The following is a 15,126-nucleotide window of genomic DNA, read 5'->3' as shown; positions in this document are numbered from 1 at the left end:
CATCCCCGTTTCGATAATGCGCCACGACCACCTCATCAGTGCGAAACAGCTATCGCGTGGCGACATCGACGCAGTGTTGGACCGTGCGGCCGAAATCGCCGCCGATCCCGGGGCGGTGACCGGAGCGCACGCGGATACACTGTTGGGGCTGCTCTTTTTCGAACCAAGTACCCGTACGAAGATGTCGTTCGACGCGGCGATGAAGCGACTCGGCGGGGACACCGTCGATATGGGGAGCGTCGATTCCTCGTCGGTCAAGAAAGGTGAGAGCCTCGCCGATACCGTCCGCGTCATCGAGGGCTATGCGGACGCGCTCGTCCTCAGACACCCCTCTGAGGGGTCGGCGAAGCTTGCGAGTGAGTTCGTCGATATCCCGGTCGTCAACGCCGGAGACGGGGCGGGCCAACACCCCTCCCAGACCCTCCTGGATATGTATACGATCCGGGAGAACGCCGGACTCGACGACCTCACGATCGGGATCATGGGCGATCTGAAATACGGTCGAACGGTCCACTCGCTTGCACACGCGCTGACCAACTTCGACGTGAGCCAACACTTCATTAGCCCGGAGAGCCTTCGCCTCCCCCGGGGAGTCCGATACGATCTCCACGAAGCGGGGGCACAGGTACGCGAACACACGGGGATCGAGGACGTCATCGAAACGCTCGACGTGCTGTACGTGACCCGGATCCAACGCGAGCGGTTCCCCGACGAGAACGAGTACCGACAGGTCGCCGGCGAGTATCGGATCGACGCCGGCCTCCTCGAGGCTGCAAACGATGAACTGACGGTGATGCATCCGTTACCCCGCGTCGACGAGATCGCGCCAGGTGTCGACGAGACCCGCTATGCGACGTACTTCGAACAGGCTCACAACGGCATCCCGGTTCGGATGGCGCTTTTAGACGAGATGCTATGACAGACACAGAACTCCGCGTCTCCAAGATCGAGGACGGAACCGTTATCGACCACATCGCCGGCGGACAGGCACTCAACGTGCTCGCCATCCTCGGAATCGACGGCGGTTCCGGAGAAGAGGTAAGCGTCGGTATGAACGTTCCCTCCGATCGGCTGGGGCGAAAGGACATCGTGAAGGTCGAAGGCCGGGAGCTAAGCCAGAACGAAGTCGACGTGCTGTCGCTCATCGCGCCCGCCGCGACGATCAACATCGTCCGCGGGTTCGATGTCGTCGAAAAACACCGCGTGACGCGCCCCCAGACCGTCGGCGGCGTGTTGTCGTGTCCGAACGCTAATTGTATTTCGACCGGGGACGAACCGATCGAGTCGCGCTTCGACGTCCTCGAGGAGGGCGTCCGCTGTACGTACTGCGGTACGATCATCCGGGACTCGATCGCCGCCCACATCAGCGTCGAGTAACAAGGGGTCCTCACGGAACAAGGGATCCTCACGGAACAAGGGACCCTCACGGAACAAGGGACCCTCACGGAACAAGGGACCCTCACGGAACAAGGGACCCTCACGGAACAAGGGACCCTCACGGCCTGGGGGGCCATCGCCGTGGATGGGGGGAAACCTTTATCTGTAGCTGTTGTAGAACACGCCGTATGTCTAAAAAGATACTCGCCGTCGCTCTCGTCGCGGCGGTCGTCCTGTTGTACGTATCGAAACGGTAGCCGCCGGAGCTACCGCATCACCTTCCGAACGACTTAGGCATCACGAGCACCGACCGGAGGTATGTACGGCGTCGTCACGCGAAACGAGGAGGAGGCTCGCTGGCCCGACTTCGACCGCGGCTTCTACGAGGTCAAGGACGTCTCCGGCCGCTCCGCCGAACCGGTCCCCGAAACGGTGAGTATGATCTCCTGTTTCGGCGACAACGCTGCCGTCGAGGAGAACCCCGATCTCGCCCCGGTCTCGCCGGACGGACAGCGCGCGACCCGCGAGCGAACCTACTTCGATTGGGCGTACGTCTGCCCGACCCACGACGGCTACCGCGAGGGACTGCTCGAGATCGTCGCCGACTGCGCCGATGTGACTCCGGACGTTCGACTCGACGACATCGGCTTTCCACGCCCCGAGTACTGCTACTGTGATCGCTGTAACGAGCGCTTCGAATCGTGGGTTCGAGCACGGGACGAACGCGGGGAGGGACCCCCTCCGGCGGAGACGACCGTCGAGGACCGCTACGAGTGGCGGGCGGAGGTCATTACGGACTTCGTCGAGGAGGCCGCCGAGCGGATCCCCGGTCGGACCTACATGACGCTGTATCCCGATCCCTACGACGGACACCTTTATGAGCGGGCAGGGATCGACATCGATGCCGTCGAACCGTACGTCGACGAGTTCGTCGTTCCGCTCTATGACACCAACTACGGAACGACCTACTGGCTGGAGACGATCGCCAAGGGCTTCGAGAGCCGCCTCGAGACGCCTTTTAGCGTCGAACTCTATACGGTCAACGTCGACATCGACAACCTGATCCACGCACTGGAGGTCGCGGAGGGATACGGCGAATCGGTGCTGTTCGGTTACGACGCCTCGAACGGCCGGGCCGCGTTACGGCGGCGAAAGGCGGACGAACGCGACGGCGTCGAGTGGTGACGGATTCTCGTATCCGTATCAGATGACGGTCCGGGCTGCCCGGATGAGGTCCTCCCGGTCGCGGGTATCGTCCGGGAGGGCATCGGGATCGAACCACCGGACGACGCTGATCTCGTCGTCGGGGTCCGAAACGGCGGGCGTCGTCGTCTCGGCCCTCGCACGGAAGACCGGAAGCACCCCCCAGGTCGTACACCCCCGACAGCTGATTTCGACGCGGTTCAACATCGCTAACCCGCGGTAGGCCGCTTCGATCCCGGCCTCCTCGTCGAGTTCTCGCGTTGCCGTCTCTCGAAACGACTCCGGGCCGTCGACACCGCCGCCGGGAAGGACCCACAGATCGACGCCCTCGTGACGGACCAAAAGGAGGTTGCCGTCCGCGCGGTGGACGAGCGTGTGTACCCCGTAGGGGGTTCCGCTGTCGCGGATCCGCTCCGTGAGCGTCCGGAACCGAGCACGCGATACGCGCTTTTCGTACGTCCGTTCGAGGGGTGCCTCACCGTAGGTATCGACCGCGCGGTGGTAGGCCTGTTCGGCCCGCTGGGCCGCCTCGTCGGCGAGAAACCACAGCCCGTTGACGGCGGTCATCCTCGCTCCGGGATCCGTTCGGAAGCCGTCGGCGGGCGATCGGCGTGGGGCGTGGCTGTAGATATCATACCGTGGATTCGGGGGCGCGTCCCAAAAGCCGTTCGACAGGGGGCCGGCGGAGCCGTTCGTCGATGGGACGTCTGCCCGTCCGGCGGTGGAAACGACGGGCTTTTTCCGTATCGGTGAAAAACGACGGTATGGCATTCGAGAAGGGAGATCGCGTGGTGTTCCACGATAAGCACAGCGAGTACGACGGCGAGACGGGCGAGGTCACACAGGTCTCGGAGACGATGTTCGGCGACAACACCTACATCGTCGAGTTTGAGGAGGGACAGGAAGCAGGAATCGCCGAGGAGTCGCTGGCCTCGGCTGAGGACGCCGAGGGTGAGACCGACGACGTCGAGGGTGAGACCGACGACGCGGACGACGAGTGAGACGATGAGCGCCGTCCCGTTCCACTACGTCGATCTCCGGACGTTCTGCTATGCGACGGAGGACGAAAAGCGGGTCGAGGCGGCACTCAGGACGTTTCTGCCCGAGGAGACCGAACTCGAACGCGACGTTACCGAAGGCCACAACGGCGATCGGATCGTCATCCTCTCGGTTCGGCTCGAACGCGCCGACGACGTCCGGTACGTCCTCTCGAGGCTGACCGAACTCGGCGAGTTCGACCGCCTGCTCGAGGAACTGGAGGCCCGGATCGACGACAACTGTGCGTTCTACATCGGGCTCGATAAGCAGGCTGCGTACAACGGCGACGTCGCGCTCGGCGAGGGGCTCATGCTCCGGGGAAAAGTCGAAGCCTACCCCGCGAAAAAAGCGCGCGCGGTCGAGACGGCGACCGGCGCGCTCGAGGATCTCGCGGCGCGGGCCAACGGGCCGGCGTAACGGTCCGGCTCACTCGGTGTCGTCTCGGAGCCGGTCGGTGTCGATCTCCCGACCCGGCGGTGAGACGACGAGGAACTCCCGAAAGTGCATCAGTTCGCCACCGTCGTCGCGGATCTCGCGGGCGAACCCGGCAGCGAGATCATTCAAGTCCCCCTCGACGTTCAACACCAGCACGTCGTCGTTTTGTATGTGGGTGATCCACTCCTCGGGGTCGGTCGACCCATCGAGGACCCCGAGCACGACGCGGCCCCCGTCGTCCGGTTCGTCGAGTTCGCCTTCGGCGGTCTGTAAGTCGAGTTCGAAATCGCCCATACCGACACCTCAGACGCGGATCGAAAAAGCCTGCCGGCCTGCCACGCCGCCCGGACGGCTCCCCGCCCATGGATCCGCATCGGAAGTAGACATGTTTAATTATCGATCGTGCCAAATCCGGATATGGTACGTGTCGATATCGAGTATTGCGCCCCGTGTCGGCTGGCCGGTACCGCCGTAACGACCCGTCGCGTCCTCGCCGACCGCCTCCGGGGCTACGACGAAATCGAGGGAGTCCGCGTCGAACCGACGCAGGAGGAAGTATTCGGCGTGACCGTTGCGGGCGACCGGATCTGGGCCGTCGATCCGACGGACCGGGTCGATCCGATGGAGGCGGTCGCGGCGGTTCGGACGTGGCTGCGGTCGTGAACTACCCCACCCTACTCGCTCCCGGTGGTCGCTCGTTGAGGAAGGGGCATTCTCGCCTCAATTCTGGTAACTTCGAAATTGCTGATACCGACGGCTCTCCTGACGTGAGAAGAACCGACTCCACGGGGTCGACACTGCGCACGGGCTGGGAGCCCCCATACCGCCGGCGATCCCGATGGCATGCGATTCGCGCGCCGGTGCCGCGATAGCTTCACGAAATTCTAGCCGACAGTCTCAATACGATGTCCGCCGCGCTCACACGCGGTCCGTCCGGGTCCCGTCGCGATCCGGTCGCCCGATGCGGGTCGCTTTTGCTCGTCCGCCCCGAACCGTTCGTAGTGACGGACGATCCAGTAGACACGGCGGAGCCGACGGCGGACGCCGATGGCGGAACAACCGAGGAGCGGCCGAAAAACGGCGGCGGGACGACCGAACAGGGCCCGGCTACCGACGACGGGACGGCGTTCGATGCGGGCGCGTTCTACGATGCACTCGACGACCGACGGCGGCCGGTCCTGGCGGCCGCCGAGGTCGCCGAGGCTGCCGGCTGTTCGGTCGAGGAGGCGGCCGACGCGCTCTCGGCGCTCGACGACGACGGGACGATCGCACGACTCGACGTCACGGAGGCGGATACGATCTGGTTTCCGCCACGCGGGGCTGACGCCGCCGAGCGCATCACCGTCTTCGAAACCCGACGCGACGTGATCGTCGATCAGCCCGCACAGTACACGCGGGCACTGTTGACGCAGTTCGCCCACCTGGAGGACACGAACGGGGAGGGCGGCTACGTCTACGCGGTTCGTGAGGAGGACGTCTGGAACGCGCCCTACGGAACGCTCTCGGAGCTGCTCGCGACGGTTCGATCCGCGCTCGACGGCCGATACGAGGCGCTGGAGGAGTGGATCGAGGGCCAATGGGAGCGTGCCCACAAGTTCCGGCTTGCGACCCACGAGGACGGCTACGTCGTCTTGGAGGCCAAAAGCGCAGATCTACTCGCTAACGTCGCCGAACCGCAACTCGGGGACGGCGTCCTGCGGGCGAGGATCGGCGACGAGACGGCGTGGGTGGCCGAGGACCGGACCGCCGAAGTCAAACGGACGCTATACGAGGCGGGCTATCCGGTCCAGGACGACCGGGATCTCGAGACCGGCGAGGATCTCCCGCTCGATCTCGAACTCGAGTTGCGCCCCTACCAGGCCGACTGGATCGCCCGCTTTGCGGATTCGGGCTCGGGCGTCCTCGTCGGGCCGCCGGGGTCGGGCAAGACGATCGCCGCCCTCGGGGTGATGGCCGACGTCGAAGGCGAGACGCTCGTGTTGGTACCCTCCCGGGAACTCGCGGGCCAATGGCACGACGCGATCGTAGACCACACGACGCTGTCGCCCGAACAGGTCGGTGAATATCACGGCGGAAAAAAGGAGATCCGGCCGGTAACGATCGCCACCTACCGGATCTCGGGGATGGACCGCCACAGAATGCTGTTCGACTCCCGGAAGTGGGGACTCATCGTCTTCGACGAGGTCCACCACATCCCCTCGCCGATCCACCGCCGGAGTGCGGGCCTCCAGACCAAACACCGTCTCGGGCTGACCGCCACGCCGGTCCGGGAGACGGAGGATCAAGAGGAGATCTATACGCTCGTCGGACCGCCGGTCGGCACGGACTGGGAGGCACTCTTCGAGGCCGGCTACGTCGCCGAACCGGAGGTCGAGATCCGGTTTCTCCCGTGGGCCTCGGCGTCCCACCGCGAGGAGTACGCCGCCAGCGACGGCCACGGACGCCGTCAGGCCGCGGCGACGAACCCCGCGAAGATCCGCGAAATCTCGGCGATCCTCCGGGAGCACCGCGGCTCGAAGGCGATCGTCTTCGTCGAGTACATCGATCAGGGCGACGCCATCGCCGAGGCGTTGAGCGTTCCGTTTATCAGCGGCGAGACGCCGCACGCCCGTCGGAGCCGGCTGTTCGACCGGTTCAGACGCGGGGCGGTGGACACGATCGTCGTCTCTCGGGTCGGCGACGAGGGGATCGACCTCCCCGACGCGGAGATCGCAATCGCGGCCTCGGGGCTCGGCGGCTCGCGCCGGCAGGGTGCCCAGCGGGCGGGCCGGACGATGCGCCCCGTCGGGAAGGCCCGGATGTACGTCCTCGCCACGCAGGGCACCGAAGAGGAGGACTTCGCCAGAAAGCGGACGAAACACCTCGCGGCTCGTGGCGTGCGGGTCCGGGAGGCCGAACCGGTCGCCTTCGGGGACCGGGATGAACCATCGACGATCCCGAGCGCCCGGACGGGGCCGGACGCCGGTCTCGGCCTCGACTCCGGCCGTGGCCCCGACTCGGATTCGGACTCCGACCCCGCGTCCGACTCCGACCCCGCGTCCAACTCCGACCCCGCGTCCGACTCCGACTCCGACTCCAGAACTGGCACCGGGACGGGAACCGACGGCGAGGAATGACTTAACACGGTGCCCGGCGAGTGATAGAGTGTGTACTCCGGGACAGGTAACGGGGACGAATCGGAGGGGGAGCCGAACCGAAACCGCGAGGGACCGAACCGAAACCGCGAGGGACCGAACCGTGACTCCTCCGGCGACGGCACCGTTTCGCGCCACGATCGGCTTCGCCGACATCCGACCCAGGGCCCCCGCAACTCGCTCCGGTCGTGGCCGGACGCGAAGCACCCGCTACGGATCGTCTTCAATTACGTCGTCGTCGTCCTCGCCCGCCATGCCCCGAGCCTCCGAGTAAAAAACTGGCTGCTCCGGTCGATCGGCGTCACCGTCGGGTCGGGCGTCTCGTGGGGGCTCGAGTCCACACCGGACGTGTTCTGGCCGGAGCTCGTCACTGTCGAGGCCGACGCTATCGTCGGCTACGACGCGACGCTTCTGTGTCACGAATTCCTTCAGAAGGAGTACCGAACCGGCGAAATCCGGGTCGGTGAACGGGCGATGATCGGCGCGGGGGCCGTCGTGTTGCCCGGCGTCGAGATCGGCCCCGACGCACAGGTCGCCGCGAACTCGCTCGTCGCCGAGGACGTCCCCGCAGGTGAAACGTGGGCTGGAGTCCCCGCCGAACCCCTCGGACAGGGCGGGGAAGCGATCGATCCGGACGTCGATCGGTAGCCTACTCCGCTTTCTCGTGGCCCGCGGACAGCGTTTCGAGCTCCTCGGCGAGCGCCGCGGCGTCCTCGGGGGACAGCGCGATCTGGACTTCGTCCCCGGCGGCGTCCTCGGCAACGATCTTGAGCTGGCTGTCGCCGAACGCACGGGCCTCGACGGACTCGACGTCGAAGAGTTTCGCCGTCGCCGATTTGTCCGTCGGTCCGACGTTCTTGAGACTTCCGTCTTTGAGTTCGATCATGAACGAATCGAGGGTCAGCGTCAGCATACGTGGGCAGTCGTCCGCCGGGAACCTAAAGTTATACTGTCGGACGTAATTTCGTGAATACCTGAATCGTTCAGATAGACGAAACCGTACTGTAACACGACGCTCAGAGATTTTCGATTCAAGTAGTTACGTCCGACAGTATTAGCCACGGATTCGCATCGCGCCTTCACGGAGCACCTTCCGGTTCGGAACGACGTACTCCTCGCCGTCGTCCTCGATGCAGGTAACGAAGACGTCGATCTCCTGGACGACCCCACGGTGTCCGTCGATCTCGACTTCGTCGCCGATCGCATACGGCTCGGTCATGAGGAGATAGACGCCCGCGGCCGCGGAGGCGAGCAGGTCTTTGAACGCCAGCCCGGCGAGAAAGAAGACACCGAAGGTGTAGGCGGCGAGCAAAATCAAAAGCGCCGCCGTCGCCACGCCGAGTTGCGACAGCGCGACGAGCGAAGCGACGTAGAGTATCGACAGTTTCAACAGCGTCCCAACGACCGCCACTTCGGGGAGCTTTACGCTCCGGAGTCGTTCGCTGACGACGATCTCGGCTTTGTCACCGACGACGAGGCCGACCAACACGACGACGATCGCGACGAACAGTTGCGGGAGGAACGCGCCGATCTCCTCGATCAACGCCTCCTCCGGGACCAGGCCGATGGTCCGTATCGCGTACAACCCCGCGAGAAAAAAGACGAACGCGCCGACGAGTCGCGAGAGGAACTGGACGGTCGAGCCGTCGAGTTGTCTCGCGGTCCGTTCGAAGGAGGTCCCCTCGACGGCGTCGTCGACGTCGAGTGCGAGCAACAGTCGACGGACGAGTAGGGCGGCGATGGCACCGACGGTGATCCCCAAAAAGAGGACCACGAGGGCGGTAAGCAGGTTCCGTTCGGGCGCCGAGAGTCCGCCGTACCAGCCGCGGACGACGAGCGGATACATCAGTACTCCTCCGGATCCAACTCCAGGAGTATCTCGCCGCCGGAGAACGCCCGAACGAGGCCGTCGGATTCCGAAAGCACGACCGCGACGGCGTTCGTGTCCTTGGTGATCGCGCCCGCGGCCATGTGGCGCGCCCCGAGTCCCTTCGGGATGTCGACGCCCTCGGCGGCGGGTTCGAGATACCGGTACGCCGAGACGATCTTTCCGGAATCGCTGATGACGAAGGCGCCGTCGAGCCGCGAGAACTCCTTGAGCATGACGTCGACGATCGGGTCGCCGACGTGAACGTGGCTCTTCTCGAACGGGTTGTAGCTGAGCGGCCGGGATTTGTTCATCACCTTTCCGGCGTCGCCGACGACGAACAGCGCGCCGACGCGTTTGCCTTTTTGGCCCTTCTTGCCTAACTCGATAGCGACCTCCAGGACGTTCTGGATGACCTCCGGTTGCGCGCGGCTGTTGACGAAGAGGTCATAGACGCCGGAGCGCTCGAAGTCGCCCGCCCGGACGCGGGTGACCGTATCGAGGTCCTCGGAGAACAGCGCGATCGCGCAGGCGAGCTGTTGGCCCTCCTCGACGAACCCGTTTTCGAGCGCCCCCTCGACGCCGAACCGGACCCGCTCGCGGACGTCGCCGAACTCGAGGGGCAATCCGACGTACCGGTCGGCACCGACCGAGTTCGTCTTCGAGACGACGACCGGATCGTCGACCTCGGCGAAGCGCTCGTATAGTGACCCACTCGGGGAGAACAAAAGCGTCCCGTCGACGTCCGACACGATATCGTCCAGGAGATCGCCGAGTTCACTCATCGTTTGCCAGTCGAATCCGATGCAAAAAAGCGTTTCGGGGCGTCTGACGCCGTTCGACGGGACTCGTCCGCCGTACCGAGCCGTGAGACCCGAACCGCCCACCTCACCACTCGCTACCGTCGGCCAGATCGACATCGCTGTCGAGTTTCGAGGACGGACAGACGTCCTCTAGGACGCACGCCGAACAGTCGGGATTTCTCGCGGAACAGGTCTCGCGACCGTGGCTGATCAGCAGATGAGTGAACTCCTTCCAGTCGTCCTCGGGGACGATCCCCACGAGATCCGCCTCGATCTTCTCGGGGGTGTGTTCTTCGGTCAGCCCGAGTCGGCGGGAGATCCGCTGGACGTGGGTGTCGACGACGATTCCCTCGACGACCTCGTGGCCGTGCTGGAGGACGACGTTCGCCGTCTTACGCCCGACGCCCGCGAGGTCGGTCAGAGCCGACATGGTATCCGGTACCTCGCCGTCGTGGATCTCCACGACGTCCTGACAGGCCGATTTGATGTAGCCCGCCTTGCTGTTGTAGTAGGTGATCGAGTTGATCGCCTCCGCGAGTTCGGACTCGTCGGCCTCGGCGTAGGCCTCGGGGCCATCGTACGTCTCGAAGAGCTCGGCCGTCACGTCGTTGACCCGTTCGTCGGTACACTGTGCGGAGAGGACGACCGCGATGAGGAGTTCCAGTCGGTTCGAAAAATCGAGCGATATCTCGGGGTCGGGATACTGTTCGTAAAGCCGGTCCAGCACTTCGTCGACCTGCGCCTCGCGTGAATCGAGCGGCGTGCCCATACCTCGAACGCGGGCGGCCGCCCCTTGGCTATGTCGGGTCGGCCGTCGCTCAGTTATAACGATGGGACCGTGATCGGCGTCTTCCGGTTCCGCCAGGCGGCGTGCCCACGCGGCGAGCCTCCGGTCGCCGTCGTCGAGAACACCGCCGAAATCGTCCACAGTTCCTCGGTTGCGGCCTCACACTGCAGGCCGACGAGGGAGACACGATCGAGCCCCTCTATCCGGCATCGGAGGCCGGTCCACCGTTCGAGACGTTCGGCCACCGTCTCCCGGTCCGGATCGGCATCGAGTATCCCGCCCGGAAGGGTCCAGTCGTTACCGTCCGGACGCATCAAGAAGCCGTCTTCCCCCCTGATTCTGGCACGGACGGCGATCCCGTCGGGCCGCTCGGCGATGGCGTCGAACTCCTCACAGCTGACCCCTACCGTCGTCTGCTGGACGTCGAAACGCTCGTACTCCTCGTAGAGCGTATCCAGATACCGGGATGCGCCCTCCGAGAGCGAACACTCCATATCGGCCGCACGGCTGACGGATATATAAACGTAGGGTATCGTTCATCCATGATCCGATCGGTCGGTGGGACTGAGCCGGGCAGACATACATTATATCATATCAGTATAGACATCTGTTATTTTTGCCGATCCGGACCGCCAACGGGGATCGTTCCGTCGGTCCGCGGGATATCGAACGCGGCTCCCGTTGCGGCAGTGGTTATATATACGCGCCGTATGAGGCCGTCCACCGCCGTTTTGGTGTTATATGTACGCTCGTATGCGGCGGGTGCGGCCGTTCCGTCCCGCGGACGGGGACCGTATCGTCCGGTCGGGACCGATGATCGGCTGTTCGTTTTGATAGGATTCTAACAGCAACGCGATAGTACGATAAATTTGAATGAAACGGCGGCCGACACACGGCGTATATCATAACAGATTTAGCGCTGTTATGCACCACCGGCCGTTCGCGCCGTCGGATGCGCTCGCGGTTCGCCGTACGCTCCCGGTCGCGAGCCATCGGCGAGGCGGTCGGCGGCGCTGGGACAGCCCCTGGGCGTGTCGGTCCGCTTCGTTACGGTCACCTCGTACGCATTGTCACTCGTATGTACACGTCGTCACTCCGTACATTGTCACTCGTATGTACACGTCGTCACTCCGTACAGTTACAGTGGCCGCGCTCGAGCAGTTCGACGACGTCGAACTGTGTATTGCAGTCCTCACAGACGATACGGACGTCGACGAGCGTCCGAAACGCCCCGAGCTCGAGATGATCGCCCGACTGAAGCTGTTCGAGTTTTCCCTCGGTGACGGAGTCGACCCGTCCCCGGAGCTGTTGGATGTTCGAGATCTCGCGCTCGAGCGGATCGGTCTCGTCGGGGGTGTACTCGGCACCGCGGTGTTTCTGCAGGTAGGTCCGGATCGCCTGGTAGGTGACGAAATCCGATTCGAGCGCCTCGACGTCGAGGCCGTCGCGTTCGAGTCGGCGGCGGATTCGGGTTTTGTCCGCTCCCCCGGAGTCCTCGGTCAGCAGTCGGTAGGTGTTCTCGACCTCGCCGTCGAGCGGTCGAAGATCGGCGCGTTCGAGTGCGCGCCTGAGCAGCCGTTGGTTGAAATACGTCGCTAACTGCCGGAGACTGCGTCGGTCCTCCTCGGCGGTCCAGAGCCGTTCCAGTTCGGCCCCCAACTCCTCCATGTCGTACTCTTCGATGAGGCGGACGACCTTACTCCGGCGTCCCCGTCCCGAGCCGGAACTGTCCTCGTCATCTCCCATAGATACCGAAGGGCAGGTGTCTGTTAGTATCTTATGTTCGCCGGGTGTCCGAATCTGCGGACCCGAGGATCCGGAGCGAACGGCGGGCCGTGTTTCATCATACTTATTTTCCGAGGCGTAATAGGGGGACCATGAGCACGGAGCAGGCCGTAGAGAAAGCCAAACTATCCGTCCGGAACATCGGCGGAATCGACGATACGTCCGTCACGTTTACCCCAGGGGTGAGCGTCCTCGCCGGTGAGAACGCGACGAACCGAACGTCGCTGCTACAGGCGATCATGGCCGCTCTCGGAAGCGATAACGTCTCGATGAAGGGGGACGCAGACAGCGCGAGCGTCGAGATAACGATCGACGGAGAGGCGTACGCCCGGGAGTTCACGAGACAGGGAAGCACCGTCATCGCCGACGGGGAGCCGTATCTCGAGGATCCGACGCTCGCCGAGCTCTTCGCGTTTCTCCTCGAATCCAACGAGGCACGCCGCGCGGTCGCCACGAACGACGACCTGCGCGATCTGATCATGCGGCCCGTCGATACCGACGAGATACAGCGACGGATAGAGCGACACGTCCGGAAACGAAACGAGACCGAAACGGAGCTCGAAGAGCTGGACGGGCTGAAGGACCGACTGCCGTCCCTCGAGGAGGAACGGACCCGGCTCGAAGCGGCGATCGAAGAGGCGAAATCGGGGTTGGCGGACACGGAAGCGGAACTCGAGGCGAGGGACGCAAACGTCGAACAGACCCGCGAGGAGAAAGCCGAACTCGAAGAGCGGCTCACGGACCTTCGCTCGAAGCGCTCCGAACTCGAAGACATCCGGTATGAGCTCGAAACGGAGCGAGAGAGCCTCGAAGCGGCCCGGACGCGGAAGCGAGAACTCGAGGCGGAGTTCGAGGAGCTACCGGAGACCCCGATGGGCGAAATCGAGGAGCGAAAAGCGCGGATCGAGGGGCTTCGGGAGCAAAAACGCGGGCTCGAATCGGAGATCAACGAAGTCCAGAGCGTCATCCGGTTCAACCAGGACATGCTCGACGACGACGACGGGGATCTCCTCGACGCGCTCGAACCGCCGGCCGACGGCGGCGACGGTGGGGAACTGACCGACGAACTCCTGCCCGACGAGACCGTTACCTGCTGGACCTGCGGGAGCGACGTCCCCCACGAGCAGATCGAGACGACCGTCACCCGACTCCAGGAGCTCAGTCAGCGTAAACTCGGCGAGATAAACGAGATCGAGGACCGACTCGACGACCTGACGGACGAGGTCCGTGCCCTCGAAGAGCAACAGCGACGGCGCGAACGGCTGCAGCGACAGCGCTCGACCCTCGAAGCCGAACTCGCGGACAGCGAGTCGGCGATCGAACGCCTCACCGACCGGCGCGAAACGCTGCAGGCCGAGATCGAGGCCCTCGAAGCCGAGATCGAATCGCTGGAGGACGACAGCTACGAGGAGATCCTCGATATCCACAAAGAAGCCAACCAGTACGAGTACGAACTCGGCCGCCTCGAGGGGGAACTCGAAGACCTCGAATCGGAGATCGCACGGATCGAAGGACGCCTCGACGCCGAGTCGGAGCTCCGACAACGCCGCGAGGAACTGACCGCCGAGATCGGAGACCTCCGGACGAGGATCGACCGCATCGAAAAACAGGCCATCGAGGGGTTCAACGACCACATGGCGTCAGTACTCGATATCCTCGGTTACAGCAACCTCGAGCGGATCTGGCTCGAGCGCGTCGAACAGGAGGTACGCGAGGGGCGACGCAAGGTCACGAAGAGCGTCTTCGAACTCCACATCGTCCGCCAGACGGACAGCGGCGTGACCTACGAGGACACGATTGATCACCTCTCCGAGAGCGAACGGGAGGTGACGGGCCTCGTCTTCGCGCTGGCCGGCTATCTGGCCCACGAGGTCTACGAGACGGTTCCGTTCATGCTTTTGGATTCGCTCGAAGCCATCGACTCCGACCGCATCGCCGCCCTCGTCGAGTACGTCGAGGGCTTCAGCGAGTATCTCGTCGTCGCCTTGCTGCCCGAGGACGCCGCTGCGCTTTCGGAGGAGTACCCCCGGATCTCGGATATTTAAATAAACTGACAATAAGACGTTAAAGATACTGTCTAGTTCAGCACCTCGTCGACTGGCGCTCGTCCATCGAGCGATTGACGCGGTCGTTGGCGGTTATAGTAGTGTGCGAACTGTTCAAACTATTCGCGTGCGCTTGACCGACTGCCGACCCACGAGGTACGGAAGCGGTCGACCCGCCTGTTGAGTGTGTAAAACCACTTTTCGATGAGGTTTCGGTCGACGTAGTCGAGCCGACCGCTCGTCCTGATCGAGCAAGGGCAGTCTGATAGCTAAACCCGCCTCAAACGTCTCGTTGAGCAGGTCTGCGAGCCTCTTTGGACAAGCCACTCAACGGCCTGCTCACTTCTCAAACTGACTTAACTATAGTAAACATCGCAACTATGTACACATCGCAACTATGTACACATCGCAACTATGTACACATCGCAACTATGTACACATCGCAACTATGTACACATCGCAACTATGTACACATCGATCGCACGGCGGCCGTGCGATCGAATGTGTCTTGTCTTCCGGTCTCTACTATAGACAGCGCCCAATTGTATAATTTTTTGATATGATAACCATATCTATACTGAGAAGTCAGAGCTAAACGGTCCCGTTGAAACCCTTCGTAGGTACAGCCTTGGTCTGAAGGAAGTCTATAGTA

The 15,126-nt window shown here is 63.5% G+C and carries 17 protein-coding genes and 1 pseudogene; 9 read left to right on the top strand and 9 right to left on the bottom strand.

Translation table 11 applies throughout. The features are described from left to right. Positions 1-16 precede the first annotated feature (16 nt). From pyrB to HZR14_RS05835, 3 genes are all read left to right on the top strand, one after another. A complete protein-coding gene (pyrB, locus tag HZR14_RS05845; RefSeq protein ID WP_181691922.1) occupies positions 17-919 on the top strand; it encodes an aspartate carbamoyltransferase in 903 nt (300 codons plus the stop codon). After that, entirely contained in the window at positions 916-1,377 is a 462-nt protein-coding gene (gene pyrI / locus HZR14_RS05840; RefSeq protein WP_181691921.1) for an aspartate carbamoyltransferase regulatory subunit, read from the top strand. Before pyrB ends, pyrI begins: the two co-directional genes overlap by 4 nt. A 318-nt stretch (positions 1,378-1,695) precedes the next feature. After that, entirely contained in the window at positions 1,696-2,562 is an 867-nt protein-coding gene (locus HZR14_RS05835; protein ID WP_181691920.1) for a hypothetical protein, read from the top strand. Between the two features lie 18 nt (positions 2,563-2,580). Here the strand turns inward: HZR14_RS05835 and HZR14_RS05830 are convergent, their stop codons facing one another. Next, positions 2,581-3,147 carry an NUDIX domain-containing protein gene (locus HZR14_RS05830; protein ID WP_181691919.1) on the bottom strand — a complete coding sequence of 189 codons (567 nt, stop codon included), beginning with the start codon at positions 3,145-3,147 and terminating at the stop codon, positions 2,581-2,583. Between the two features lie 197 nt (positions 3,148-3,344). Here HZR14_RS05830 and HZR14_RS05825 point away from each other — a divergent pair, with 197 nt between their 5' ends. Continuing rightward, complete coding sequence (locus tag HZR14_RS05825; RefSeq protein ID WP_181691918.1) at positions 3,345-3,581, top strand: DUF1918 domain-containing protein; 237 nt, start codon at positions 3,345-3,347, stop codon at positions 3,579-3,581. 4 nt (positions 3,582-3,585) lie between these two features. Continuing rightward, a complete protein-coding gene (locus tag HZR14_RS05820) occupies positions 3,586-4,035 on the top strand; it encodes an RNA-binding protein (RefSeq protein WP_181691917.1) in 450 nt (149 codons plus the stop codon). A 9-nt stretch (positions 4,036-4,044) separates the two neighbouring features. Here HZR14_RS05820 and HZR14_RS05815 read toward each other — a convergent pair whose 3' ends face one another. After that, on the bottom strand, positions 4,045-4,347 hold the full coding sequence (locus tag HZR14_RS05815) for a DUF5779 family protein (protein ID WP_181691916.1): 303 nt from the start codon (positions 4,345-4,347) through the stop codon (positions 4,045-4,047). A gap of 123 nt (positions 4,348-4,470) precedes the next feature. Here HZR14_RS05815 and HZR14_RS05810 point away from each other — a divergent pair, with 123 nt between their 5' ends. From HZR14_RS05810 to HZR14_RS05800, 3 genes are all read left to right on the top strand, one after another. Beyond that, the gene (locus tag HZR14_RS05810) at positions 4,471-4,716 is read left to right on the top strand and encodes an Rdx family protein (protein WP_181691915.1); all 246 of its coding nucleotides are present in this window, start codon (positions 4,471-4,473) and stop codon (positions 4,714-4,716) included. A 338-nt stretch (positions 4,717-5,054) separates the two neighbouring features. Further along, positions 5,055-7,169, top strand: a complete 2,115-nt coding sequence (locus tag HZR14_RS05805; RefSeq protein ID WP_370464957.1) for a DEAD/DEAH box helicase — start codon at positions 5,055-5,057, stop codon at positions 7,167-7,169. A gap of 30 nt (positions 7,170-7,199) precedes the next feature. Then, positions 7,200-7,835: an acyltransferase gene (locus tag HZR14_RS05800; protein ID WP_181691913.1), complete on the top strand. Its 636-nt coding sequence runs from the start codon at positions 7,200-7,202 to the stop codon at positions 7,833-7,835. Between the two features lies 1 nt (position 7,836). On the opposite strand, the gene HZR14_RS05795 is transcribed toward HZR14_RS05800, so the two are convergent. The 6 genes from HZR14_RS05795 to rdfA form a co-directional block, all read right to left on the bottom strand. After that, a complete protein-coding gene (locus tag HZR14_RS05795; protein ID WP_181691912.1) occupies positions 7,837-8,100 on the bottom strand; it encodes a hypothetical protein in 264 nt (87 codons plus the stop codon). A 141-nt stretch (positions 8,101-8,241) separates the two neighbouring features. Continuing rightward, positions 8,242-9,033 carry a mechanosensitive ion channel domain-containing protein gene (locus HZR14_RS05790; RefSeq protein WP_181691911.1) on the bottom strand — a complete coding sequence of 264 codons (792 nt, stop codon included), beginning with the start codon at positions 9,031-9,033 and terminating at the stop codon, positions 8,242-8,244. Beyond that, a complete protein-coding gene (gene dacZ, locus HZR14_RS05785) occupies positions 9,033-9,839 on the bottom strand; it encodes a diadenylate cyclase DacZ (protein WP_181691910.1) in 807 nt (268 codons plus the stop codon). The genes HZR14_RS05790 and dacZ overlap by 1 nt, the downstream gene beginning before the upstream one ends. A gap of 103 nt (positions 9,840-9,942) precedes the next feature. Continuing rightward, positions 9,943-10,626 carry an endonuclease III gene (gene nth, locus HZR14_RS05780; protein ID WP_181691909.1) on the bottom strand — a complete coding sequence of 228 codons (684 nt, stop codon included), beginning with the start codon at positions 10,624-10,626 and terminating at the stop codon, positions 9,943-9,945. A gap of 53 nt (positions 10,627-10,679) precedes the next feature. Further along, the gene (locus tag HZR14_RS05775; RefSeq protein ID WP_181691908.1) at positions 10,680-11,138 is read right to left on the bottom strand and encodes a hypothetical protein; all 459 of its coding nucleotides are present in this window, start codon (positions 11,136-11,138) and stop codon (positions 10,680-10,682) included. Positions 11,139-11,769: 631 nt separating this feature from the next. After that, a complete protein-coding gene (rdfA, locus tag HZR14_RS05770; RefSeq protein ID WP_181691907.1) occupies positions 11,770-12,390 on the bottom strand; it encodes a rod-determining factor RdfA in 621 nt (206 codons plus the stop codon). Positions 12,391-12,521: 131 nt separating this feature from the next. Here rdfA and HZR14_RS05765 point away from each other — a divergent pair, with 131 nt between their 5' ends. Beyond that, positions 12,522-14,474 (top strand): archaea-specific SMC-related protein, encoded by a 1,953-nt coding sequence (locus tag HZR14_RS05765; protein ID WP_181691906.1) that lies wholly within the window; start codon positions 12,522-12,524, stop codon positions 14,472-14,474. A gap of 32 nt (positions 14,475-14,506) precedes the next feature. Here HZR14_RS05765 and HZR14_RS05760 read toward each other — a convergent pair. Next, positions 14,507-14,751 (bottom strand): annotated as a pseudogene (locus HZR14_RS05760) (IS6 family transposase); the annotation flags it as partial. Between the last annotated feature and the right edge of the window lie 375 nt (positions 14,752-15,126).

It is taken from the genome of Natronomonas salinimetallica (genome assembly GCF_013839515.1).
Taxonomy (GTDB): Archaea; Halobacteriota; Halobacteria; order Halobacteriales; family Haloarculaceae; genus Natronomonas.
Note: the sequence above shows the minus strand (reverse complement) of the source record. Positions and strands in the feature narration are given on the sequence as shown.

Coding starts and splice junctions, on each gene's coding strand:
- pyrB (WP_181691922.1), top strand. CDS start 17: ATGCGCCACGACCACCTCATCAGTGCGAAACAGCTATCGCGTGGCGAC.
- pyrI (WP_181691921.1), top strand. CDS start 916: ATGACAGACACAGAACTCCGCGTCTCCAAGATCGAGGACGGAACCGTT.
- HZR14_RS05835 (WP_181691920.1), top strand. CDS start 1,696: ATGTACGGCGTCGTCACGCGAAACGAGGAGGAGGCTCGCTGGCCCGAC.
- HZR14_RS05830 (WP_181691919.1), bottom strand. CDS start 3,147: ATGACCGCCGTCAACGGGCTGTGGTTTCTCGCCGACGAGGCGGCCCAG.
- HZR14_RS05825 (WP_181691918.1), top strand. CDS start 3,345: ATGGCATTCGAGAAGGGAGATCGCGTGGTGTTCCACGATAAGCACAGC.
- HZR14_RS05820 (WP_181691917.1), top strand. CDS start 3,586: ATGAGCGCCGTCCCGTTCCACTACGTCGATCTCCGGACGTTCTGCTAT.
- HZR14_RS05815 (WP_181691916.1), bottom strand. CDS start 4,347: ATGGGCGATTTCGAACTCGACTTACAGACCGCCGAAGGCGAACTCGAC.
- HZR14_RS05810 (WP_181691915.1), top strand. CDS start 4,471: ATGGTACGTGTCGATATCGAGTATTGCGCCCCGTGTCGGCTGGCCGGT.
- HZR14_RS05795 (WP_181691912.1), bottom strand. CDS start 8,100: ATGCTGACGCTGACCCTCGATTCGTTCATGATCGAACTCAAAGACGGA.
- HZR14_RS05790 (WP_181691911.1), bottom strand. CDS start 9,033: ATGTATCCGCTCGTCGTCCGCGGCTGGTACGGCGGACTCTCGGCGCCC.
- dacZ (WP_181691910.1), bottom strand. CDS start 9,839: ATGAGTGAACTCGGCGATCTCCTGGACGATATCGTGTCGGACGTCGAC.
- nth (WP_181691909.1), bottom strand. CDS start 10,626: ATGGGCACGCCGCTCGATTCACGCGAGGCGCAGGTCGACGAAGTGCTG.
- HZR14_RS05775 (WP_181691908.1), bottom strand. CDS start 11,138: ATGGAGTGTTCGCTCTCGGAGGGCGCATCCCGGTATCTGGATACGCTC.
- rdfA (WP_181691907.1), bottom strand. CDS start 12,390: ATGGGAGATGACGAGGACAGTTCCGGCTCGGGACGGGGACGCCGGAGT.
- HZR14_RS05765 (WP_181691906.1), top strand. CDS start 12,522: ATGAGCACGGAGCAGGCCGTAGAGAAAGCCAAACTATCCGTCCGGAAC.